Below are 24,131 nucleotides of genomic sequence, written 5' to 3'. Positions count from 1 at the left end.
ATTCCGGGCGGTACGCCGCTCTGCGCCTAACGAGTAAAGGAGAAGACCACCTATGTCGTCGTTCAAGATCTCGGGTGTCGTGCCCCCCGTTGTCACGCCCGACAACCCCGACTTCAGCGTAGACGTCGCATCGTTTGAGCGCCTGATCAATCGCATGCTTGGCGCGGGTGTCGACGGCTTGTTCTTCCTGGGCTCAACTGGCGAGGTTGCGTTTGCCAACGATGCCCATAGGGGCCAGATTGTGCGAGAGGGGATCCGCATCACGGCCGGCCGCGTTCCCGTGCTGGTGGGCTGCATCGACACGGAGACGGACCGCGTGATCGAGCATGCCAAGCGCGCTCGTGAGCTTGGCGCGGATGCCATTGTGGCCACGGCCCCGTTCTATGCACTCGGTGGCCTGGCAGAGGTCGAGGAGCACTTCCGTATTCTGCATGAGGAGATTGACCTGCCAATCCTTGCGTATGACATCCCCGTCTGCGTACACACCAAGATTCCTTGGAGGCTTGCCCTTAAGCTTGGCGAGGACGGCGTTATTGCGGGCGTCAAGGACTCCTCGGGAGACGACGCCGGCTTCCGCTACCTCGTTCAGGAAAACGAGAAGGCCGGACACCCCCTGAGCCTGCTCACCGGTCACGAGATCGTGGTGGACGGTGCCTACCTGTCCGGTGCCGATGGCTCCGTCCCCGGGCTTGCCAACGTGATCCCAGAGCCTTACGTTGAGCAGTACAAGGCATATCGTGCCGGCAACTGGTCTCGCGTCAGGGAGCTCCAGAATCAGATTAACGAGGTCTCACATATCTTTGATGTCACTGCGGGTGTTCAGGGGTATGCGGGTGGCGTGGGAGCATTCAAGACCGCCCTCAACCTCATGGGCATCTTCGACCACGACACCATGCCACGGCCAGTGAAGTCGCTTGCGGGGGCCAACCGAGAGGCAATCAGGAAGGTCCTCGTCGATACCGGTGTCATAACCGAATAGGAGGCAGGCCATGACAGGCAGAGCGCTAAGGGTCGTTGCCATCGACATTGGTGGAACCAAGGTGGCGTCTGCCCTTGTGACCTTGGGAGATGGTCAGGTGCCCCGCGTGGAGGGCTACGGGAAGCTCCCTACCGAGGCAAAGCTGGGCGGCAAGCATGTTCTCGAGGTTGTCATCGAGTCTGTGAGGCGCATCGTAGAGGTCGCTGGTGGCAAGGTCGATGGCATTGGCGTCTCCACGGGAGGGGTCGTAGACCCCCTTACGGGTGACATCACCTATGCCAACGAGATGATGCCCGGCTGGGGAGGGACCCATCTTGGCGCTAAGCTTAACGCCGTGTTCGGCGTTCCCGTTCGCGTCATGAATGACGTCCACGCCCATGCCTTTGGCGAGGCGAGCTGGGGCGCCGGGCGCGGCATGGGCAGCGCATTCGTATGCGCGGTGGGAACCGGCATCGGCGGCGCATTCGTCGACCACGGGCGCCTCCTCCTGGGGGCCCATGGCGCAGCCACGAACATTGGGCACGTCACGTGTACCGATGCCGCAGGGGTGCCCTGCCAGTGTGGCGGCATGGGGCATGTGGAGACCATCGCATGCGGCCCAGGCATCCTCGCGCGATACATCGAGCTTGGGGGAGACCCGCTTCAGCCCGACGGCATGCCCACAGATGGTGCAGACATCAGTCGCCTTGCGGAGGAGGGTGACGAGGCCGCCAGGACAGCGGAGGCCCGCTCCGGCCATGCCTTGGGGGAGGTGCTTGGCTCTATGGTCAACATGTTTGACCCGGAGTGCGTGATCCTTTCGGGTTCGGTGGCAAAGTGCGGGCCCGTCTGGCATGCTGCGCTCAAGAGCGGTTGGGACGAGGCGGTGATGCCACCCCAGGCATCCACTCCCATTAGGGACGGATCCCTGGGTGACGATGCGCCGCTTATCGGTGCTGCACAGAATGTCGTGAGCTCGGCGTACGTCGGCCTGCAGGCTGTGTGCGCATCCCCCTCGACTGGTGCGCAACACCATTGATGCCCTAGCATAGGCATGCGAAGCAATGTCATCGACATGCGGAAAGGCTGAATGACATGGATATTTCCCCGCTTGTCCAGTCCCTCAGGGGAAGGCTCATCGTAAGCGTTCAGGCGTATCCTGGCGAGCCGATGCGCCATCCCGAGACCATGGCCCAGATTGCCCGTGCCTGCGAGCTGGGCGGCGCTGCGGCAATTCGCTGCCAGGGCCTCTCGGATATTGCGGCTGTCAAAGGTCGCGTCGAGATTCCCGTCATCGGCCTTTGGAAGGAGGGGCATGACGGCGTGTATATCACGCCCACGCTGCGCCATGCCATCGCGTGCGTCAACGCTGGCGCCGACGTGGTGGCCCTTGATGCGACCGCCCGCCCGCGTCCAGATGGTCGCACGTTCGAGGAGACCGTCCGCGAACTCCGTGCCCAATGCGACACGCTCGTCATGGCTGACTGCATGACCATTGGGGACATCCGCCGCGGTGTTGCCTGCGGCTGTGACATTGTGTCGACCACGCTCTCGCATAACAAGGCCGCCATCGATACCACCCTCGAAGATGGCCCCGATATCGCTTTGCTCGCGCAGGCGGCCAACGAGTTCCCTGGGTTCCCCATAGTATGCGAGGGTCACATCCACACGCCGGCCGACGCCCGCGCCGCCATTGACGCGGGCGCGTGGGCCGTGGTCTCAGGCACTGCGATTACTCACCCCACGAGTATCACGAGCTGGTTCAAGGCGGCACTTGAGGCGTAGCGACAAGAGAGGGGAAGCACATGGCAGAGGGCATTGTTCCCGAGAAGGCAGCGCCACTCGATGCGGCAGCGGCTGCAAAGGAGGCGCTCAACGAGGTCGAAGGCGAGCCCTTCCCCGCTGACATCTACGTCGCACCACGGCTCACCTGGGCGGTTATCGGCTGTGGCGCGATTGCTAACCAGATGGCAGCCTCGCTTGCGCTCTCGGGGCGCCACATCTACGGCGTGGCCAACCGGACACGCGAGAAGGCCGAGGCCTTCGCAGCCCGCTACGGTGTCGAGCGCGTGTATGGCACGGTCGAGGAGCTCTACCGGGACCCGCGCGTGGACGCCATCTACATCACCACGCCGCACAACACGCACATCCGCTATCTGCGCGGAGCGCTCGCGGCAGGCAAGCACGTCCTCTGTGAGAAGTCCATCACGCTCAACTCCGAGGAGCTCGACGAGGCACGCGCACTCGCCCACGAGAGCAGCGCAGTCCTCATGGATGCCACGACCATCCTGCACATGCCACTTTACCAGGAGCTTCTCCGCCGTGCCAACACGGGAGAGTTTGGCACCATGAACCTGGCCCAGCTCAACTTTGGCAGCTACAAGGAGTACGGCGACCTCACCAACCGCTTCTACAACATCGGCCTTGCGGGTGGTGCCATGCTCGACATCGGCGTCTACGCGCTCTCGCTCATGAGGCTCTTCATGGCAAGCCAGCCCACGGAGGTTGTTTCTCTCGCCAACCTCGCCTCGACCGGTGTCGACCAGACCTCGGGCATCGTGTGCAGAAACGATCGGGGCCAGATGGGCGTCCTGTCGCTCACGCTCCACTCCAAGCAGCCCAAACGCGCGGTTTTGAGCTTCGACAACTGCTACGTCGGGGTCACGGACTATCCGCGTGCGGACACCGCGACCATCGTATGGACGGCGGACGGACGCCGCGAGGAGGTGCATGCGGGCCGATCCGGGTACGCCCTTTGCTACGAGATTGCCGACCTCGAGCGCGCGGTTGCAGGGGATGCCCAGGCCGCCGGCCTTCTCGACTACGCGGCCGATGTCATGCAGATCATGACGCGCCTGCGCCGCGAGTGGGGCGTCGTCTATCCCGAGGAGCGTGCGTAGGGCGCCGCGACAGGTGCCACCTGCGCTCCGATTGTGTTGCGGCGCGCAACGCAATCGTCGGCGAATCTGTTGCGACCTGCGCGCGTCACACAATCGTTTCCGAATGTGTGACGCGCGTGGGGTGCTGCTCTGCGGCAATCCCTATACTTGAAGCGACTCGAAAGCAGAGGAGGGCCGAATGCCAGACGAGAGCACAGGACAGACCATGCGTGATGCCGAGAACCGCGACCGCGTCCCCGATATCGTGATCATTACGGGCATGTCGGGTTCGGGCCGCACGCAGGCACTCCATTGCTTCGAGGACATGGGCTACTTCTGCATCGACAACCTCCCCCCGCGCCTGGTCCCACAGCTTGCGGATCTTGTGGGCATCAACTCGGGCGTAGGCCGCCACCTGGCCGTCACCTGCGACCTGCGCAGCCAGGGCCTCTTTGACGAGCTTACGGACACCATCCGTCAGCTGGGCGAGCACGAGCTCTCCTGCAAGCTCCTCTTCCTGGACGCCTCCGACGAGGTTCTCGTGCGCCGCTACAACGAGAACCGCCGCCGCCACCCGCTTGCCGTTCACGGCGAGACCGTCGGGCATGCCATCAAGCGCGAGCGCCGGCAGCTCAAGGACGCACGCACAATGGCCGACCTCGTCATCGACACGAGTCGCATGCGCACCTCGACCCTAAGGACCCGCCTCAACACGGCCTTCTCGGAACTCACCGAGCAGCAGCTCCTCGACGTGAACGTCTTCTCGTTTGGCTTCAAGCACGGCATGCCCTCCGAAGCAGACCTCATGATCGACGTCCGCTTCCTGCCCAACCCCTTCTATGACCCTGAGATGCGCCACCTCACGGGCAATGACGAGAAGGTCGCCAACTTCGTGCTGGGCAACAAGATCGCACGCGACTTCATGGATGCCTGGCTGCGTCTTCTTGACGTGGCCATGCCGGGCTACGTCGCCGAGGGCAAGGCACGCCTTTCCATCGCCGTGGGTTGCACGGGCGGCCAGCACAGAAGCGTCGCCATCGCCAACGCGACGGCCGCCCACCTCAAGGCGCAGGGCTACCGCGTCAACCTCTTCCATCGCAACCTTCCCGAGGCGCTCTCCTCAGCCGCCTCGGATGTCGCGACGGACCAGAGGTAGCCCATGTCCTTTACGGCTCAGGTCAAAGACGAGCTTTCGCGTGTCGAGCCTACGATGCGCATGGCCGAGCTTGCCCAGCTCTCGGCTCTTGTCCGCGTTTGCGGCACCATGAGCTTCCACGGCTCGGGGCGCTACTCCATTCGCATTGCCACCGAGACGGGCGCCGTGGCGCGCACGGTCATCAAGCTTACGCATCGCGTGTTCGACCTCGAGACCTCGCTCACCGTGCGACGCTCGGTGCTCCACAAGACGAGAAACTACCTCATCGAGATGCCCGAGCAGGACCGTCTGGCAGATGACCTCGCGAGCCTGGGCATTCTCGTCCCTGGTCACGGCATTGCGCTCGGGGTGCCTGAAGGCCTCCTCAAGACGCAGGAGGCGCGGGCAGCCTTCGTGCGCGGCGCCTTTATGGCGGGTGGGTTTATCGCCGACCCGCGAGGTGACTTCCACCTGGAGATTGCGGTGACAGGGGAGGAGTTCGCCCACGGCCTAGCCGACGTGATTTCCACCCTTGGTGTCTCCGCGCGCATCAACAGACGCCGTGGGGCCTATGCGCTCTACCTCAAGAGCTTCGACGATGTGCTGCGTCTCCTGCGCGCGATGGGGGCCCAACGCATGGCGCGTGTGGTCGAGGTTGCGCGTGCGAGGAAGTCGGTCAAAAACGATGTGAACCGCCGCGTCAACGCAGAAGTCGCCAACCAGGCGCGCTCGTCCTCTGCCGCGGTGGCCCAGCTTGACCTCATCGACCGGGCAGACGAGCTCTTAGGCCTCAAGCATCTCCCGCCGGCCGTCCGCGAGTTCTGCGCGGCGCGCAGGGAGCACCCCGAGCTGTCGCTTGCGGCGCTGGGCGAGACCTTCGACCCTCCCGCCTCAAAGTCGGCCATGTACCACCGCCTGCTCAGACTGGAGCAGCTTGTGGGGGCCGAATCTGGGACTGAGAACGTTTCCACATCAGAAAATCGATGATATCTGACATAAACATGCAGGTAGGCTGTATCACATACTATATTTTGTGCAAAAATGCGTCCACAATTTTGCCAGCGTTGCGGATTGCTCGCTTTAGAACGGCAAACGTGCGGTAGAATAGCCCTAGCAATGGCGTTTCGGCGTTGTTACAAGGTCCGCCGGGGGGAGGCCCCGTCGGCCACTCGAAAGGAGATAGCATGGCAGTTAAGGTTGCAATCAACGGCTTCGGTCGCATCGGTCGCCTGGCGTTCCGCCAGATGTTCGGTCATGAGGGCTCCGAGATCGTCGCCATCAACGATCTCACCTCTCCCGAGATGCTTGCCTACCTGCTGAAGTATGACTCCACGCAGGGCAACTACTCCCGCGATCACGAGGTCACCGCTGGCGAGGACTCCATCACCGTCGATGGCAAGACCATCAAGATCTACAAGGAGGCCGACGCCAACAACCTGCCTTGGGGCAAGCTCGGCGTCGACGTCGTCCTCGAGTGCACCGGCTTCTACACCTCCAAGGCCAAGTCTCAGGCCCACCTCAACGCTGGCGCCAAGAAGGTCGTCATCTCCGCTCCTGCGGGCTCTGACCTCAAGACCATCGTCTACAACGTCAACCACGAGACGCTGACCGCCGCCGACGACATCATCTCCGCCGCCTCCTGCACCACGAACTGCCTCGCTCCCATGGCCAAGGGCCTGAACGACTACGCCCCCGTCGTCTCCGGCATCATGACGACCATCCACGCCTACACCGGCGACCAGATGATTCTCGACGGCCCGCAGCGCAAGGGCAACTTCCGTCGTAGCCGTGCTGGCGCAGAGAACATCGTCCCCAACACCACCGGTGCTGCCAAGGCTATCGGCCTCGTGCTTCCCGAGCTCAACGGCAAGCTCATCGGCGCTGCCCAGCGTGTCCCTACGCCCACCGGCTCCCTCACCAACCTCTACGCGGTTGTTAACAAGGAGGTCACCGTCGAGGGCGTCAACGCTGCGATGAAGGCCTTCTCCGAGAGGATTCCCGAGACCTTTGGCTACAACGAGGACCAGATCGTGTCCCGCGACATCGTCGGCATGACCTACGGCTCGCTCTTCGACGCCACCCAGACCATGGTCAACCCGCTCGGCAACGGCCAGAGCCTCGTCCAGGTCACCTCTTGGTACGACAACGAGAACTCCTTCACCTCTCAGATGGTCCGCACCATCAAGTACTTCGAGAAGTTCGTTGCCTAGTTCGACGCTTCGGTGAGGTGACTATGGGGCGCGGTTTGCAGCTTTCGGGCCGCGGCCGCGCCCCTGTTTTCTGCACGCATCGACAATAAGGAGTGAGCATGGCTTTCACCAAGAAGACCGTTCGCGACATCGACGTCGAGGGCAAGCGCGTCCTCGAGCGCGTCGACTTCAACGTGCCTCTGAAGGATGGCGTCGTCACCGACGACACGCGCATCCGCGCTGCCATCCCCACCATCAAGTACCTCAAGGAGCACGGCGCTGGCATCGTGCTCATGAGCCACCTCGGCCGCCCCAAGGGCGACGGCCCCGAGCCCGAGCTCTCGCTCAAGCCTGCTGCCGAGAAGCTCGCCGAGCTCACCGGCTACGATGTCAAGTTCGTGGACGACACCTACGGCGAGAAGGCCACCGAGGCCGTCAACGCCGTCAAGCCGGGTGACATCCTCGTCCTCGAGAACGTCCGCTTCGACAAGCGCGAGAAGAAGAACGATCCCGAGATTGCGAAGAAGCTCGCTTCCTACGGCGACATCTTCGTGCTCGACGCCTTCGGTACCGCTCACCGTGCGCAGGGCTCCGTCGTTGGCCCCACCGCCTATATCCCCGCCGTGGCCGGCTTCCTGCTCGAGAAGGAGGTCGACACCCTCACGTCGATCTTCGCCGAGCCTGAGCGTCCCTTCGTCGCAATCGTTGGCGGCTCCAAGGTCTCCAGCAAGATTGGCGTCCTCGACCACCTCATCGATTCTGCCGACACCCTGATCATCGGTGGTGGCATGGCCTATACGTTCTTCCTTGCCAAGGGCTACACCGTTGGTACCTCCCTCAAGGAGGAGGACTGGGTCGAGCGGGCTGGCGAGATGCTCAAGAAGGCCGAGGAGAAGGGCGTCAAGGTCCTGCTCCCGATCGACAACATTGTCGCTGACCACTTTGGCGAGGACGCCAAGGGCGAGTCCGTGAACTCCGACAACATCCCCGACGATCGCATGGGCATGGACATTGGTCCCAGGACCGAGGCCCTCTTTGCGGACGCCATCAAGGGTGCCAAGACCGTCTTCTGGAATGGTCCCATGGGCGTCTTCGAGTTCGACCAGTTCGCGCACGGCACTGAGGCCGTTGCGCGTGCGGTTGCCGAGGTCAAGGCCAACGGCGGAACCTCCATCATCGGTGGTGGCGACTCCGTGGCCGCAATCAACAAGTTTGACCTTGCCGACAAGATGAGCTGGATTTCCACGGGCGGCGGCGCCTCGATGGAGCTTGTTGAGGGCAAGGCCCTTCCTGGAGTGGAGGCGCTGCTCGATGCGTAACAGGATGATCGCTGGCAACTGGAAGATGAACAAGACCTATGACGAGGGCGTTGTTCTCGCACAGGGTCTGGTCGACGAGCTCAAGGACGGCACTGGTTCGGTGGACGTCGTTGTCTGCCCGCCCGCCATCGATGTCAAGGGCGTGGCCGAGGTCATCCAGCAGGCCAACGCTCCCATCGCCGTGGGCGTCCAGAACGTCTACTGGGAGGATAAGGGCGCCTACACGGGCGAGACCGCTCCCGACATGATCACCGCCGTGGGTGCCACCTACTGCATCATCGGCCACTCCGAGCGTCGCGGCTACTTTGGCGAGACTGACGAGGATGTGAACAAGAAGGCCAAGGCCCTCATGGCTCACAGCATTGTCCCCATCTCCTGCTGCGGCGAGTCCCTCGAGGTCCGCGAGGCCGGCAAGCACGTCGAGTTCGTGGTCGACCAGATCAAGAAGGACACCGAGGGCCTCGTGATCGACGACCCCTCCAAGTACGTCATTGCCTACGAGCCCATCTGGGCCATCGGTACCGGCAAGACCGCTACTGCCGATGACGCCGAGGAGGTCTGCGGCGCCATCCGCAAGACCCTGGCCGAGGTCTTCGGTCAGGAGACGGCCGACGGCATCCGCATCCTCTACGGTGGCTCCGCCAAGCCCGAGAACGTCGGTGGCTTCCTCGAGAAGGAGGACGTCGACGGCGCGCTCGTCGGTGGCGCCTCGCTCAAGGCCGACAGCTTTGCCGCCATGGTGAGGAGCGCCATGACGTAGGGCCTGCCCATATCGTTGTCCGCTGGGAATGCGCGACTCGTGGTCCCGCACCCGCTTGGGTGCGGGACCATGTCTTGGGGTTCCGAGCACGGACCTCCTGTCACGGATTGACGGTTGGTGGCAGTTTGCGGCAAATTCTTTATGTGAAACCGCTGCAGTCGTAAATCCCTGACCTGCGGTTGATCAATGTTCGAACCGGTTGATACTTGGGGCGACCCTGTAAAACTGCCACCAACCGCAAGAACGCGCCATCCGGCGCCCCCCATGCGCAGCAAGGCCCCATCCAGGCGGCACCTGGGATCCTCCGGTTCCCGCCGAATGGCACAGATTTGCGGTTGGTGGCAGTTTTTGGTGGCATCCCCGAGTAGCAAGTCATTCGAGTTTTGATGGTTCGCAGGTCAGCGAATTGGCACCAGGCAAACCACACATCAAGAATTTGCCGCAAACTGCCACCAACCGTCAATTTGGTGTTTGGGATTGGACTCCTGGATGGGACCCAATCCGCAGGGCCTATGTAGACGGGTAGAGCGGGGTGCCCAATCCGTGCGCCTATGCTATCCTACATTCTGACTGTATCTGCGATCTCTGTACTTAAAGGAGCCCCTGTCCCATGACCGTCCTCAACGTCATCCTCCTTGTCCTGCTCTTCCTATCCGGCATCCTCACGGTAGCGCTGGTGCTCATGCACTCCGGCAAGGGGACGGGTGTCTCGGATATGATCGCATCGTCTCTCTACAACGCTTCGGCAGGGTCCGGCATCTGGGAGAAAAACCTCGACCGGCTGACCGTCATCACCACCGCAGTCTTTATCGTGTGCGTCATTGTCATGGCCATCACGTTCCCCACGGCCACGCTGGGCGTTTCGGTAGGATAGAACTGCAGAGCACATATCGTATTTTCTGGCAGCGGGGTGCCTTGGCATCCCGCCTTCTCTATGGGCTTGCAGCACGTTCATTAGTACAAATGCCCATTAATAACGTAGCAATGGTTTGTTACTGTTTGTTTCAGATTGTGACGAAAGCTTTCCATACGGTTACAACAGCTAGCAAGCTTTGGTTCTTCACTAGTATCCATCCGATTCAAAGCCTAATGTTTACAGTGAAGAGGTAGGGGATGGGACCTTACCACAAAGGACGGTGGCCGCGCATGCTGCCGCCGTTGGGGACTTAGGAGGAGACGTATGACTCAGTCAAGTGTGACAAGGCGCGGCTTCGTGAAGGGCGGCCTTGCCGCAAGCGCGCTCGTTGCCCTCGCGGGCTGCGGCAAGAAGGGCGACTCCGGCTCTGCCGGGACGGACTCTTCGCCGAACAGCGGCTCGGCTGCGTATGATGACAGCGCAACCGTCAAGTACTACATCAGCAATCCCGATTGCATCGACCACTACAACCTGAACGAGGACCAGGGCACGCAGGTCGGCTACATGGTGTTCGACTCGCTAACCGACTACGACTTCAAGGCCAAGTCGCTCGTCCCCAAGGCGGCCGAGTCCTGGGAGTCCAACGATGATGCCACCGAGTTCACGTTCCACCTGCGCCAGGGTGCCACGTTCCACAACGGCGACCCCGTCACCTCGAAGGACTTCAAGCGCGGCTGGACCCGTGTTGTGAGCCCCAGCTTTGCCGTCAAGTCCGCGGGCACGCTCGACTACCACCTGGGCCTCGTGAAGGGCCATGACGAGGTGCTCGCTGGCACCACGAACGACTTCTCCGGCCTTGAGTGCCCCGACGACTATACCCTTGTCGTCAACCTGACCTCGTCCTATGCAGACTTCCCCTATGTCTGCTCCCACCCTGCATTGGCCCCTGCCCCCAAGGCAGCCGAGGATGACCCCGACTCCTTCTACACGGCCCCCATCGGCAACGGCCCCTTCCAGATGGACGGCTCCTGGGCCGACGGCCAGTACATCAACCTGAAGCGCTTCGACAACTACTACGGCGACAAGCCGACGGTTGCTGCCATCCAGTACAACATCCAGAAGGATGTCGCGACCGCGTACCGCGAGTACCAGGCCGGCAACTATGACATCTGCACGGTGCCCTCCGCCCAGATCTCGGACGCAATCAGCCAGTACGGCCAATCCGACGACGGCTACACCGCAACACCCAACAAGCAGATCATGACCGGTGCCGAGCTTGCCACCTACTACATCGTCTTCAACGTCAATGACGAGGTCCTTCAGGACGCCGACGTCCGTCGTGCCATCTCGCTTGCCATCAACCGCCAGGCCATCGTCGATACCCTCTTCAGCGGTATCCGCCAGACTGCCTCCGACATCCTTCCTCCCGCAATGGACGGCTATGTCGAGAACTCCTGGCCTTACGCGCACTATGACAAGGACGCCGCGACCGCGCTCCTCGACAAGAACCACCCTGCCGACGCCTCTGGTAGCCGTGGCATCTCCATCCAGCTCTCCTACAACCCCGAGGGTGACCACAAGTCCATCATGGAGATGGTCCAGGCCGACCTCCAGGCTGTGGGCATCGACGCCACCTCCGACACCCGCGAGTGGTCGACGATTCTCGACGACTACCGCAAGGGCAACTACCAGTCCGGCCGCCTCGGCTGGACGGCCGACTACCCCATCCCCGACAACTTCCTGTACTCGCTCTTCCGCTCTGGCTCGGGCGACAACATGTCGGGCTTCTCCGATGCGGACGTCGACGCCAAGCTTGATGCCGCCCGCACCACGGTCGATGACGACAAGCGCATCACGGCGATGAAGGAGGTCGACGCCATCATCGGCGAGGCGTGTCCGTGCGCGCCGATCATGTACTACTCGCACCTCACCGCCACGTCGAGCAGCATGCTCTCCTACTACTTCGATGCTGGCCGCCGCAACCACGTCGAGAGTGCCCAGAAGTCGAAGTAGCGCTCTTTAGCGCTCCTCCCGCATGGTGCATCCCACATGCTCCAAACAGGGCGGGACGTCCGGAAGGGCGTCCCGCCGTCGGTGGGGGAGAGCGCTCGGCGCAAGCGAGGGAATCTGGCAGGTAGACAACGGGAGTCCAAACATGGGCAAGTACATAGTCAAGCGAGTGCTTCAGTTCATCCCCGTCTTCCTGGGCGTCACCATCATCATGTTCCTGCTCCAAAACGTCGTCCCTGGCGATCCCATCAAGCTCATCGCTGGCGACAGGGCCATGTCTCCCGAGACAGAGCTGGCCATCAAGGCGCAGCATGGCCTCATTCTCACCAACGATGACGGGACGCCCAAGCTAGACGAGAACGGCGAGGCAACCCCCACGCCGCTCATCCAGCAGTACGGCACCTACCTCTGGGACCTTCTCCACGGCGACCTGGGCACGTCGTACAAGCGCTCCCTTGCGGTGAGCGACATTCTCTCCCAGAGGTACCCATACACGGTGAGGCTCGCCATCGTGGCAATCATCCTCGAGGCGGTGGTGGGCATAGGCGCGGGCATGATATCCGCAATCAAGCGCTACACGTTCTGGGACGTGTTCGTGACGCTCTTTACCTCGATAATGGTCGCCATGCCGGCATTCTGGCTCGGCATGCTCCTGCAGCTCCTCTTTGGCATCTGGATGAAGGGGTGGACGGGCGGAGCGTGGTATCTGCCCATCTCCGGCGCTGGTGGCGTCAACGGGGAGTTCGAGGACTGGGTGTACTACATCCTGCCTGCCATCACGCTCGCCTCGGTCTCCACGGCATACGCCGCGCGCATCATGCGTTCGCAGCTGCTCGAGGTCATGAGCCAGGACTACATTCGCACGGCGCGTGCCAAGGGTTGCTCGCGTAGGCATGTCATCTTCCACCATGCCCTCAAGAACGCGCTCATACCTGTCGTGACCTACATCGGCATCGACTTTGGCACCATGCTCTCCGGTGCCATCCTCACCGAGACGGTCTTCAACTGGCCGGGCGTTGGCAACGAGATATACCAGGCGATCACGCAGCGAGACTGGCCCATCGTCATGGGCGGCGTCACCGTCATCGTGATCGTCGTCATGGTCATCAACCTCGTGGTCGACATCAGCTACGCCTTCCTGGACCCCCGGATCAGGTTTGGCGCACCCAAGGACAGGGCGTAGGGAGGTGGGTGACATGGAGAGCAAGGATATGGAGCCTGAGAAGGTCGTTGACAAGGATGCCGCCGGCGAGGGCACAGGGACGGACGCGCCGTCCCGCACGCTCTGGAGCGATGCCTGGCACCGTCTGCGCAGGAACAGGCTCGCCGTCATCGCCATCATATGGATATCCATTATCGTGGCCATAGCCATCACAGCAGACCTCTGGGTCCCGCAGTGGCTCGGCTCGCCCACCGACACCGATACCACGATGAGCTCTACGATGTCCAAGCTTCCCCCCTCGGCTGAGCATCCCTTTGGTACGGACGCCCTTGGCCGTGACGTCTTGTGCCGCGTCATCTACGGATCGAGGATCTCCCTCGCCGTCGGCGTGCTCGCAACGGCCATCTCGACGGTGCTGGGGCTTATCATGGGCGCCCTGGCTGCGTATTATGGCGGCATATGGGACACCATCATCATGCGCCTGGCCGATATCTTCCTCGCCTTCCCGTACACGCTCTTCGTCATCGTGCTTCTGGCGGTCATAGGTCAGGGCATCCAGAACGTGTTCATAGCCATTGGCATCCTGGGGTGGCCCTCCATCGCCCGCGTGTTCCGCTCGGCAATCCTCTCGGTCAAGGAGAACGACTACGTCGACGCCGCGCGGGCCATGGGCGCCTCTGACGCCCGCATCATCGCACGGCACATCTTCCCCAACTCGGTAGCGTCCATCGTCGTCTACGCCACGATGAACATCGGCGGCGCCATCCTCACCGAGGCGGCGCTCTCGTACCTGGGCATGGGCGTCACGCCCCCCAACCCTTCGTGGGGCATCATGATTCAGGATGGCCAGCAGTACCTCGCCACCCAGCCTTGGCTCATGCTCATGCCGGGTCTTGCGATCCTCACAACGGTGCTCGCCTTCACCCTCCTGGGCGACGGCCTGCGCGATGCCCTCGACGTCAAGATGAAGGACGCATAGCCATGTTCAAGAAGAAGACGCGGGTGCAGATGCACCTCAAGGAGCAGCCGGTCCCCGAGGGAGAGCACCTCCTTGAGGTCGATGACCTCAAGATGTACTTCCACACCCAAGATGGCGTGGTCAAGGCCGTCGATGGCGTTTCCTACACGCTCGATAGGGGCGAGACCCTCGGCGTGGTGGGGGAGTCTGGCTCGGGAAAGTCCGTCACGCACCTCACCATCATGGGCCTTGTCGACATGCCCCCAGGACGCATCGAGGGCGGCGACGTGCGCTACCGCGGCCAGTCGCTCCTCAAGATGAGCGAGGAGCAGATGCAGGACATCCGCGGCAACGACATCGCCATGATCTTCCAGGACCCCATGACGTCGCTCAACCCGGTCTACACCATTGGCCGGCAGCTGGGCGAGGGACTGCGCCTGCATCGCGGCTACTCAAAGGAGGAGGCCCTCAGGCGCTCCGTCGAGCTGCTTGACATGGTGGGCATCCCCAACCCCGAGCAGCGCGTGAAGGACTACCCGCACCAGTTCTCAGGCGGCATGCGCCAGCGCGTCATAATCGCCATGGCCCTTGCCTGCGACCCCGACATCCTCATCGCCGACGAGCCCACCACGGCCCTCGACGTGACCATCCAGGCGCAGATCATCGAGCTCATGCGCGAGGCGCAGGAGAAGAACGGCAACGCCATCGTCATGATTACGCATGACTTGGGCGTGGTGGCCGACGTTGCCGACAAGATCATGGTCATGTACGCAGGCCATCCCGTTGAGTTTGGTCCCGCCGACCAGATCTTCTATCACTCCTCGCACCCCTATACCTGGGGTCTCATCCGCTCGATCCCCGACCCGGTCATGACCGAGAAGCACCCGCTCACCCCCATCAAGGGCAACCCGCCCTCGCTCGTGAGGCTCCCCTCCGGCTGTGCCTTCTCTCCGCGCTGCCCCTATGCCACGGAGCGCTGTCGCACCGAGAGGCCTGGGCGCATCGAAGTGGCGCCGGGACATTATGCGAGCTGCCACTTTGCTGCCGACCCAGGCTTCGTAGCGAGAAATGCGCCCAAGACGGGCCATGCCGCAGCTGGCAATGCCGTTGGTCCGAAGGGAGGCGAGGCCTGATGGCAGAGCCGCTTCTCAAGGTCGAGCACCTTACCAAGGAGTTCCCGGTGGACTCAAGCGTCTTCTCCCGTGAGAGGCGCAAGGTCTCTGCCGTTAGCGACGTGAGCTTCGAGATCTATCCCGGCCAGACCCTTGGCCTTGTCGGCGAGTCTGGCTGCGGCAAGTCCACAACCGGTCGCTGCATCATGCGCCTCATCGAGCCAACCCTTGGCTCGATCACCTTTGACGGCCAAGACGTCATGAAGATGGGCCGCAAAGGGCTCAAGGCCATGCGGCGCAACATGCAGTACATCTTCCAGGACCCCTACGCCAGCCTCAACCCGCGTATGACCATCGGCGAGATCGTGTCGGAGCCGCTCCAGATCCACGGCCTCATGCCCGACAAGGCCGAGCGAACCAAGTATGTGGCGTCCCTTCTCGACATGGTGGGCCTCAACCCGGAGCACATCAACCGCTACCCGCACGAGTTCTCGGGCGGCCAGCGCCAGCGCGTGGGGATTGCGCGCGCCTTCGCCATGAAGCCCAAGCTCATCATCTGTGACGAGCCGGTCTCGGCACTCGACGTCTCCATCCAGGCCCAGGTGCTCAACCTCCTGGCCGAACTCCAACAGGAGTTTGGGACTGCCTATCTCTTCATCGCGCACGACCTCTCGGTAGTCCAGCACGTCTCCAACCACGTGGCCGTGATGTACCTGGGCAACCTCATGGAGTACGCAGACTGGAAGGGGCTCTACGAGAAGCCCTGCCATCCCTATACGCAGTCGCTCCTCTCGGCCGTCCCCGTGCCCGACCCCGACATCCAGCACTCGCGCAGGCGCGTCATCCTTGCCGGAGACCCGCCGTCGCCCATCGACCCGCCCACGGGCTGCCGCTTCCATACCCGCTGCCCCCTTGCTACGGAGAAGTGTTCACAAGAGCATCCGAAGCTGGCGGACCTCGGGGAGGGGCACCTCTGCGCCTGCCACTACGGCAGGCCGTTCCCCATCAAGGATTCGTCGATCGAACTCTGAGGGAGCATCAAAGCTCAAGGCCCTCTGCCCCGCGGCGCCACCGGGTGCGCGCCGCGGGGCGTTTTGGTCGTTTGGTTTACACCTCGTTTTCCATTGTGTAACCAGACCGAGGTGCTAGACTACCTCATATTGTGTCGTGCCGCGTCAGACCCATGTGGCGTTGCGTGGCACGCGGCACATGGGTGGCTGTTCGGTGGCTTTTGCGTCCCCCTTTGTTGTGCCAGGGGGACATTCGCTCCGTATGGCCCGGGCGAGCGGAACCCCCAAGGGGGACGCGTGGGCCTTGCGCCCTGCTTCCCTGCGGTTGCGCGAACGGCACAAAGGAGTCTCGATGGCACGATTTCTAGGGTACCTGGCCAAGAGGGTCGTCAACTACATTGTGATGATCTTCGTTGCGACCTCGCTTACCTACTTCCTCGCGTGCGCCTTCATGAGCCCGCGCTCGAATTTCGAGTCGCGCACGCCCCGGCCGTCCCAGGAGTCCATCGAGGCCTCCCTGGACAAGGCCAACTTGAACGACAGGACCCCTGTCACGGAGCGCTACCAGCGCTGGCTCTCCGGCATCGTGACCGATTGGAACTGGGGCCTCTCTCCTGTGGGCGGCTCGGTGAACAACGAGATTGCAGGCCGCATCGGTGCCTCGGTCAAGCTCATGCTTCTCTCCACGATCCTTTCGATCGCGATCGGCGTGAGCCTGGGCGTCTACACGGCGCAGCGTCAGTACCAATGGCAGGACCGCTTTTGGAGCGGCCTGGCGTCAGTGTTTCTCGTCATCCCTACGGTCGTTCTGGCCATCCTTATCGTGTTCTTTGCCATCGAGATAAACCAACAGACGGGACAGCGCATCTTTTACGTCACGGGCCTCTCGAGCTATGACGGACCCAACGTCTTCGTCGCGCTCATCGACTTCCTGCAGCACATCCTTCTGCCCACGATCGTCCTTACCATCATCAGCGCCGTGGGCTACCACCTCAACCAGCGCACCTACCTCCTGGACGAGATGCACGCGGACTACGTGCGCACGGCGCGCGCCAAGGGCCTCACCAAGAAGCAGGCCATCCGCAAGCACGCCCTGCGTGCCAGCCTTATCCCCACCTCGGTGAACGTGGCCTTCTCCATTGCGAGCATCTTCACCGGTGCCGTCATGACGGAGAAGATCTTTGCCATCCATGGCATGGGCGAGTACTTCATCAACTGCATCAATAACAACAACATCAACGGTGCCGTCGCGGTCGCCGCCTTCTCTGGCGCCTGCACGCTCGTGGGAGCCCTTCTCGCGGACCTCTTTGCCGCGGCCCTGGACCCCCGCATCAAGATGGGCTAGGGGGATGGCAATGGAAGAGCAGGACAGCAAGGACACGCAGCTCACCAATGCCCAGCTCGAGCTCCAGGCCGGCGCTGCCGGTCCAGGCGAGGTCAGGCGCATTAGCTATGCGGGCCTTATCGCACGCAGGTTCTTTAGGCAGAAGAGCGCCGTGGTTGGCCTTACCATCCTGGGCATCCTCGTGCTTCTGGCCGTCTTTGGCCCGCTCATCTGCAAGTACGACTACACCGACCCAGACTTCACGGCCATCAACGTGGCGCCCAACGCAAGGCACTGGTTTGGTACCGACGGAGGCGGCTTTGACCTCTTCGCCTGCGTGGTTCACGGCCTGGGCCGCTCGCTCGTGATTGGTCTTACCTACGCCATCCTCACGACCGCCATCTCGGCTATCGTGGGCACGGCCATCGCTTACGCGCGCGGCTGGGGCGAGAAGATCGGCATGTGGTTTCTCGACATGCTTCTCGTCATCCCGAGCTTCCTCTTGGTGGCCATGATCGTGCGCGCCGCCTCGGGCACGCAGGGTTGGCTCATGCTCATCCTAGGCCTTACGGCCTTTGGCTGGATTGGCTATGCGAGGACGCTGCGCACCATGGCGCTCTCGCTGCGCGAGCGTGACTACGTTCGCGCTGCCAAGTACATGGGCGTACCCTCCTTCAAGATCATCATCCGCCACCTGATTCCCAACCTGGGTTCGATCCTGATCATCGATACGGTCCTCGGCGTCATCAGCGGCATCAACTCCGAGACGGCCTACAGCTTCCTGGGCCTAGGCATCAAGGCGCCTGACACCTCGCTGGGCTACATCCTCTCCCAGGGCTCTTCGGCCATGCTCTCTGCCCCGTGGATCGTCCTCATCCCCTCGGTCGTCCTCATCATCCTGTGCGTGAGCATGCAGCTCATTGGCGACGGGCTGAGGGACGCCTTCGACCCCTACTCCCGCGCCGCGGGCGAGGTGGCCGACGAGGAATCCAAGAAGGACGAGGCCAAGAGGGCCGCCGCGACCGCCGCTGGCGTCACGGCTGGGTCCGACCACGAGTAGACGGAGACGTACGCATGTCTGACACCAACAGCACGAAGACCATGGACGACACGCTCCGCTACGAGCTGCTCGAGGCCAACGGCCCCAAGGGCGCGCCCATCGGTGACCCCATCATGGGCGTCCGCAACCTGCACGTCTCCTTCAACACCGAGGCAGGTGTGGTCCACGCCGTGCGCGACGTGAGCTTTGACCTCTGGGGCGGGCGCACGCTGGGCATCGTAGGCGAGTCCGGCTCGGGCAAGTCTGTCACGGCCCTCTCGCTCATTGGGCTTCTCGACGACAACGCGCATGTCACAGGCTCGGTCAAGCTCAATGGCGAGGAGCTCATCGGCAAGAGCGACGAGGAGATGTCCAAGATTCGTGGCGCGCGCATCTCGATGATCTTCCAGGACCCGCTCTCGGCGCTCACGCCCATGTTCTCGGTTGGCGACCAGCTTGCCGAGGCACTGCTCATCCACGATCCCGACATGCACAAGGATGAGGTGCGCAAGCGCTGCATCGAGCTGCTCGCCCTCGTGGGCATCACCGACCCCGAGAGGCGCCTTGACGCCTATCCGCACGAGTTCTCCGGTGGCATGCGCCAGCGTGTGGTCATCGCCATCGCCATTGCGAACGACCCCGACATCATCATTGCCGACGAGCCCACCACAGCCCTCGACGTGACCATCCAGGCGCAGATCCTGGACATCTTGAAGGTTGCCCAGAAGGAGACCGGTGCCGCCGTGGTGCTCATCACCCACGACCTTGGCGTTGTTGCCGGCACGGCAGATGACGTGATGGTCATGTATGCAGGCCGCGCAGTCGAGCGCGCGAGCATCGACACCCTGTTCGACCGCCCCTCCCAGCCCTATACCATGGGCCTTCTCGGTGCCGTTCCCAAGCCGCACATGCCGGCCGAGCATCGCCTGGTGCCCATCAAGGGCAACCCGCCCTCGCTCGCTGCCATCCCGGCAGGATGCCCCTTCTCGCCGCGCTGTCCCATGGCAACCGACGAGTGCCGCGTGACCGAGCCTGACCTCCTCCCCATCGAGGCAGGGGAGGGCCACCTGGTCTCCTGCCATCACATGGACAAGATCCACGACGGCAACCTCACCTACGTAGACGTCTACCCCGCGCTTGAGCCCCTGGTGCCCAAGTGGGCCGACGTCCCCCGCGACCAGCGTCCCGTGGTGCTCGAGGTGAAGGACCTGGTGAAGACCTTCCCCATCCAGAGCAAGGGCCTCATCCGCAGGAACAGGGGGACCATGACGGCCGTCGACCACGCCTCCTTTGCCATTCATGAGGGAGAGACGCTGGCCCTGGTAGGCGAGTCCGGCTCGGGCAAGTCCACCACGCTCATGCAGATCATGGACCTCGTGGTGCCCGAGGGGGGCTCGATTACCGTCCTTGGCAAGGAGACCTCTGGGCTGAGAAGCGCTCGCGACCGTCGCGAGCTGCGCCGCAACCTCCAGATCATCTTCCAGGACCCCATGAGTTCGCTTGACCCCCGTATGCCCATCTACGACGTGCTGGCAGAGCCCCTCGAGGCCCAGGGCTGGGACAAGTCCAAGATCAACAAGCGCATCGGCCAGCTCATGTACCTCGTGGGCATCAACCCCGATTACGTCGACCGCTTCCCGTCGCAGTTCTCGGGCGGCCAGCGCCAGCGCATCGCCATTGCCCGTGCCCTCGCCACGAGCCCCAAGCTGCTCCTTCTCGACGAGCCCATCGCGTCGCTTGACGTCTCGATCCAGGCCGGCATCATTAACCTCCTCGAGGACCTCCAGGTCCAGCTCAAGATCTCCTACCTCTTCGTTGCCCACGACCTCGCCGTGATTCGCCACATCTCCGACACCGTGGCCGTCATGCACCTGGGCAAGATCGTGGAGTACGGCGATACCGAGGAGGTCTTCACCAACCCCCAGGACCCCTACACCAAGGCGCTCCTCTCGGCCATTCCCATCCCTGACCCCAAGGTCGAGCGCACGCGCGAGCGCCTCGTCTACAGCGACGGCAAGCTCATCCCCGCCTCGAGCCTCATCCCCACGTCACTGAGGTAGCGTCCGGGGGCCGTCCCGGCCACAGCTGGTGCAGATCGAGACGGGCCTGGATGACCGGGCCCGTCCCCATGCCTGGTGGCCGAGCAATTGTGTTGGAACGATTACACCAAGGTTTCCAAAGGCCCCGCAGGATCATTTCGATTCAATTACACAGCACCGGTCTGATACCATCCTTAATGGTTCGCCATGAACCGGTATCAGCCGAGAGAATGGGAGAGAACATGTCCGTTTCCAACCTTTCGCGTCGTGCCTTCCTGGGCATGAGCGGAAGCGCCGTCGCGCTCGCGGGGCTGGGACTCGCTGCTTGTGGGTCCGACTCCTCGTCCAGCCCTGACGCCAACGCCACCGGCACCGCCAACAGCACCGACGTCACCGGCGTCGAGCCCCAGAACGGCTCGCCCGCGACCACGCCGCTTGACCAGCTGCCGCTTCCCGAGAAGGGCAAAGTCTACAACAACCCGCTCGACCGCGACCAGATCCAGGACGGCGGTACCCTCACGCTCCCCTCTGGCGAGATTGGACCCAACTGGAACTACCTCTCCGTCGAGGGCAACACCACGGAGATGCACAACATGTGGGACTGGTACATGCCCACCAACCTCTTCATCTCCGACGCCACCGCCTCGAAGTTCGAGCCCAACCCCAACTTCGTGGCCAAGGCCGAGACCACCGACCAGGGAGGCAAGCAGGTCCTGACCCTCGACCTCAACCCCGACGCCAAGTTCAACGACGGCACCCCCATCGACTACCGTGCCTTCCAGGCCGTGTGGACCGTCATGAACGGCACCAACCCCGACTACACCCCTGCTGTCACCGACGGCTACGACCGCATCGAGTCCGTCGAGAGGGGCACCTCTGACAAGCAGGTCGTGATCACCACCTCCAACCCGGTCTATCCTGCCGAGGCCCTCTTCGACCTCGTCATTCACCCCGATGCCGCCGACCCCGAGGTCTTCAATAACGGCTGGAACAACAACCCCCACGCCAGTGACTGGGGCTATGGCCCCTACACCGTGGACTCCGTCGATACCACACAGGTCACCTTCGTCCCCAATCCCAACTGGTGGGGCGACGCCCCCAAGCTCGAGTCCGTCACCTACAAGCAGATGGACTCGCAGGCGCTCTTCAACGCCTTCAAGAACGGCGAGATTGATGCCACCGGCCGGCCGCAGAACGGCTCCCAGGAGATGCTCTCGAACTTCTCCAGCATGGACAACGCCGAGATCCGTCGTGCCAACGGCATCGCCATCGCCAACATCGAGATCAACGCCACACGCGGCGTCCTTGCTGACATCGCGGTACGCAAGGCCTTCACGCAGTGCCTCGACATCCCGACGCTGCGCTCCGTCGTGTTCCAGGGCGTGAACTGGGAGGAGGAGATTCCAGGCTCGCTTCTCACCCCCGTGTGGGCCGATGGCTACGAGAACAACATGCCGGGCGACATCACCAGTCTCACCACTGCCGACGAGCGTACCGCTGCGGCCAAGAAGACCCTCGAGGACGCGGGCTACGCGCTTGACTCCGACGGCTACTACGCCAAGGACGGCACCGAGGTTGCGTTCTCCTTCACCACGTTTGGTGACTCCAATACGGTGAAGAACCGTGCCGCCGCCATCATCAAGATGGCCAAGGACGCCGGCATCAAGATCGACCAGGACGCCAAGCCCTCCTCGGAGTTCTCCACGACGCTCAGCAGCGGCTCTTGGGACATCTGTCTGTTTGGTTGGGTCTCCACACCCACGTCGATCTGGAACGGGCCCCAGATCTACGGTTCTGACTCCGCTTCCAACTTCACGCACCTCGGCAGCGCCGACCTTGACGCCGAGCTGGCCAAGGTCATCTCGATCGAGGACCACACCGAGCAGATGAAGGCCCTGAACGCGGCCGAGAAGAAGGCGCTCGAGTCCTATGGCTTCATCCCCCTGTACGCTGGCCCCGACGTTGTCGTGACCAAGCAGGGCCTCGCCAACTACGGCCCCTGCCTGTTCCTCACCGTCTCCAACGAGAGCATTGGCTGGGCAAAGTAGGGTAGAGCCTCTCTCATCCTAGGTTTTGGCGGACGCCGCCGTTCGGGTGACCAGGGTGGCGGCGTTTCGCGTGCAGGGGGCGGGTTCTCAGCTTCTGCGCGAGTTGTGCGCGCTGGCGAGAAAAACTTGCAATTCGTGCTTGCCACCGTGCGGCTGTGTGATAAGATACTCCTCGCGTTCAAGGCGCATGTCGGAGTGGCGGAATTGGCAGACGCGCTAGCTTGAGGTGCTAGTGACTGACTAAAAGGTCGTGCGGGTTCAAGTCCCGCCTCCGACACCACGAGCGTTCGCGGGTCCCCGGAGACGGGGACCCGCTTTTTGTCAACGGAGGGCCTGCGCAAACGGGCCTTGCTACGATGCCGCACTCGCTCGGGCCGCGGGCACGGAAGGCTCTGGTCTGCCCTATGGGTTGTCAATCAACCTCCATCAAAGGGCTTGATGGCAAGCAGAAGACGCGCCAGCAGAAAAACACCCTTTGAAAAAGGGCCCTTCGAGACTTCTGGTGGGTAACACGCCGAGGGGCTAGGCCGCCACGGCTCCGCCGAACGGTACGATTGTCGCATCTGACGGACGACGGCGATCGGAGCCGAGGGTGGACGCACAAGCCGGGATGCTCGCACGGCTCTTCGAGAGGTCGATGGGGCTCGGGCCCGAGTGGAGAGTCGAGGACGTCTGGTTCGAGGAGCGCGACGGCGCCCCGGACGAGCTCCACGTGAGGGTCGGGCGCGTCCCCGGGCAGGCCGTGGGGTGCCCGGTCTGCGGCAGGCCCTGCGGCGCCTGCGACACGCGCGGGCGCACCTGGCGCCACCCCGGCATCTGGCAGTGCGAGACGATCGTGCACTGCGCCGTGCCCAGGGCCGACTGCGGGGAGCACGGCAGGAGGACGGTGCCCATGCCCTGGGAGGTGCGCCCCAACTCCCACCTCGCCGCGCCCTTCGGGGCGCAGGCCCTCGTGATGGCCCTCTCCGGCATGGCCGTCACCTCGATCGCGCGCTGGGTCCGCGTCTCCGGCCGCAGGGTCTGGTACATGCTGAACAGAGCCGTCGGCGGGGCCAGGGGGGAGGCGGACTGCTCCGGCACCGCCCGCGTCGGGGCCGACGACACCGCCAGGAGGCGCGGCCAGGACTACATGTCGACCATGGCCGGCCTCGACGGCAGACGCGTCGTCGCCGTCACCGAGGGCAGGGACAGGGGTGCGATCTCGGAGCCCTGCGACCAGCCCGAGGGGCACGGCGGGAGCCGCGGGGCCATCGCCGAGGCCGCCTGCGACATGTCCGAGTGTTAAAGTCAACCCTAAATCTGCCAATCAGGGCAATACATCTGCACCGACCGG

At 63.1% G+C, this 24,131-nt stretch carries 20 protein-coding genes and 1 tRNA gene; all 21 read left to right on the top strand.

The window, feature by feature from the left end; translation table 11 throughout:
• Nucleotides 1-52: 52 nt before the first annotated feature.
• The 21 genes from ACO59D_RS07325 (at nucleotide 53) to ACO59D_RS07225 (ending at nucleotide 24,083) form a co-directional block, all read left to right on the top strand.
• Nucleotides 53-979 (top strand): dihydrodipicolinate synthase family protein, encoded by a 927-nt coding sequence (locus tag ACO59D_RS07325; protein WP_485126431.1) that lies wholly within the window; start codon nucleotides 53-55, stop codon nucleotides 977-979.
• Nucleotides 980-989: 10 nt separating this feature from the next.
• Nucleotides 990-1,997, top strand: coding sequence for an ROK family protein (locus ACO59D_RS07320; protein WP_130812408.1), 1,008 nt, complete (start codon nucleotides 990-992; stop codon nucleotides 1,995-1,997).
• A 56-nt stretch (nucleotides 1,998-2,053) separates the two neighbouring features.
• Nucleotides 2,054-2,743 (top strand): N-acetylmannosamine-6-phosphate 2-epimerase, encoded by a 690-nt coding sequence (locus ACO59D_RS07315; RefSeq protein ID WP_485126430.1) that lies wholly within the window; start codon nucleotides 2,054-2,056, stop codon nucleotides 2,741-2,743.
• A gap of 20 nt (nucleotides 2,744-2,763) precedes the next feature.
• Nucleotides 2,764-3,858, top strand: coding sequence for a Gfo/Idh/MocA family protein (locus ACO59D_RS07310; RefSeq protein ID WP_485126429.1), 1,095 nt, complete (start codon nucleotides 2,764-2,766; stop codon nucleotides 3,856-3,858).
• Between the two features lie 178 nt (nucleotides 3,859-4,036).
• Complete coding sequence (gene rapZ / locus ACO59D_RS07305) at nucleotides 4,037-4,993, top strand: RNase adapter RapZ (protein ID WP_485126428.1); 957 nt, start codon at nucleotides 4,037-4,039, stop codon at nucleotides 4,991-4,993.
• 3 nt (nucleotides 4,994-4,996) lie between these two features.
• Nucleotides 4,997-5,959, top strand: coding sequence for a DNA-binding protein WhiA (gene whiA, locus ACO59D_RS07300; RefSeq protein ID WP_485126427.1), 963 nt, complete (start codon nucleotides 4,997-4,999; stop codon nucleotides 5,957-5,959).
• 197 nt (nucleotides 5,960-6,156) lie between these two features.
• Entirely contained in the window at nucleotides 6,157-7,182 is a 1,026-nt protein-coding gene (gene gap / locus ACO59D_RS07295) for a type I glyceraldehyde-3-phosphate dehydrogenase (RefSeq protein WP_485126426.1), read from the top strand.
• Nucleotides 7,183-7,280: 98 nt separating this feature from the next.
• Nucleotides 7,281-8,480, top strand: a complete 1,200-nt coding sequence (locus tag ACO59D_RS07290; protein ID WP_485126425.1) for a phosphoglycerate kinase — start codon at nucleotides 7,281-7,283, stop codon at nucleotides 8,478-8,480.
• Entirely contained in the window at nucleotides 8,473-9,240 is a 768-nt protein-coding gene (gene tpiA, locus ACO59D_RS07285; protein ID WP_485126424.1) for a triose-phosphate isomerase, read from the top strand. The genes ACO59D_RS07290 and tpiA overlap by 8 nt, the downstream gene beginning before the upstream one ends.
• Before the next feature lie 610 nt (nucleotides 9,241-9,850).
• Nucleotides 9,851-10,114, top strand: a complete 264-nt coding sequence (secG, locus tag ACO59D_RS07280) for a preprotein translocase subunit SecG (RefSeq protein ID WP_130812401.1) — start codon at nucleotides 9,851-9,853, stop codon at nucleotides 10,112-10,114.
• A gap of 306 nt (nucleotides 10,115-10,420) precedes the next feature.
• A complete protein-coding gene (locus tag ACO59D_RS07275; RefSeq protein WP_485126423.1) occupies nucleotides 10,421-12,109 on the top strand; it encodes an ABC transporter substrate-binding protein in 1,689 nt (562 codons plus the stop codon).
• A gap of 142 nt (nucleotides 12,110-12,251) precedes the next feature.
• Nucleotides 12,252-13,289, top strand: coding sequence for an ABC transporter permease (locus ACO59D_RS07270; RefSeq protein WP_485126422.1), 1,038 nt, complete (start codon nucleotides 12,252-12,254; stop codon nucleotides 13,287-13,289).
• Between the two features lie 28 nt (nucleotides 13,290-13,317).
• Nucleotides 13,318-14,247, top strand: a complete 930-nt coding sequence (locus ACO59D_RS07265) for an ABC transporter permease (protein WP_485126453.1) — start codon at nucleotides 13,318-13,320, stop codon at nucleotides 14,245-14,247.
• Nucleotides 14,248-14,249: 2 nt separating this feature from the next.
• On the top strand, nucleotides 14,250-15,359 hold the full coding sequence (locus ACO59D_RS07260) for an ABC transporter ATP-binding protein (protein WP_130812397.1): 1,110 nt from the start codon (nucleotides 14,250-14,252) through the stop codon (nucleotides 15,357-15,359).
• A complete protein-coding gene (locus ACO59D_RS07255; RefSeq protein ID WP_485126421.1) occupies nucleotides 15,359-16,369 on the top strand; it encodes an ABC transporter ATP-binding protein in 1,011 nt (336 codons plus the stop codon). The genes ACO59D_RS07260 and ACO59D_RS07255 overlap by 1 nt, the downstream gene beginning before the upstream one ends.
• 331 nt (nucleotides 16,370-16,700) lie before the next feature.
• Nucleotides 16,701-17,693 (top strand): ABC transporter permease, encoded by a 993-nt coding sequence (locus tag ACO59D_RS07250; RefSeq protein WP_485126420.1) that lies wholly within the window; start codon nucleotides 16,701-16,703, stop codon nucleotides 17,691-17,693.
• A 10-nt stretch (nucleotides 17,694-17,703) separates the two neighbouring features.
• On the top strand, nucleotides 17,704-18,732 hold the full coding sequence (locus tag ACO59D_RS07245; protein ID WP_485126419.1) for an ABC transporter permease: 1,029 nt from the start codon (nucleotides 17,704-17,706) through the stop codon (nucleotides 18,730-18,732).
• Between the two features lie 14 nt (nucleotides 18,733-18,746).
• Entirely contained in the window at nucleotides 18,747-20,771 is a 2,025-nt protein-coding gene (locus ACO59D_RS07240; RefSeq protein WP_485126418.1) for a dipeptide ABC transporter ATP-binding protein, read from the top strand.
• Between the two features lie 221 nt (nucleotides 20,772-20,992).
• Complete coding sequence (locus ACO59D_RS07235; protein ID WP_485126417.1) at nucleotides 20,993-22,798, top strand: ABC transporter family substrate-binding protein; 1,806 nt, start codon at nucleotides 20,993-20,995, stop codon at nucleotides 22,796-22,798.
• A 189-nt stretch (nucleotides 22,799-22,987) separates the two neighbouring features.
• A tRNA-Leu gene (locus ACO59D_RS07230) sits at nucleotides 22,988-23,078 on the top strand.
• Between the two features lie 312 nt (nucleotides 23,079-23,390).
• The gene (locus tag ACO59D_RS07225) at nucleotides 23,391-24,083 is read left to right on the top strand and encodes a transposase (RefSeq protein ID WP_485126416.1); all 693 of its coding nucleotides are present in this window, start codon (nucleotides 23,391-23,393) and stop codon (nucleotides 24,081-24,083) included.
• The last annotated feature ends 48 nt before the right edge of the window (nucleotides 24,084-24,131 follow it).

This window comes from Tractidigestivibacter sp. (assembly GCF_057241865.1).
The sequence above is the reverse complement of the archived record's forward strand: the minus strand, read 5'-3'. Positions and strand labels throughout refer to the sequence as shown.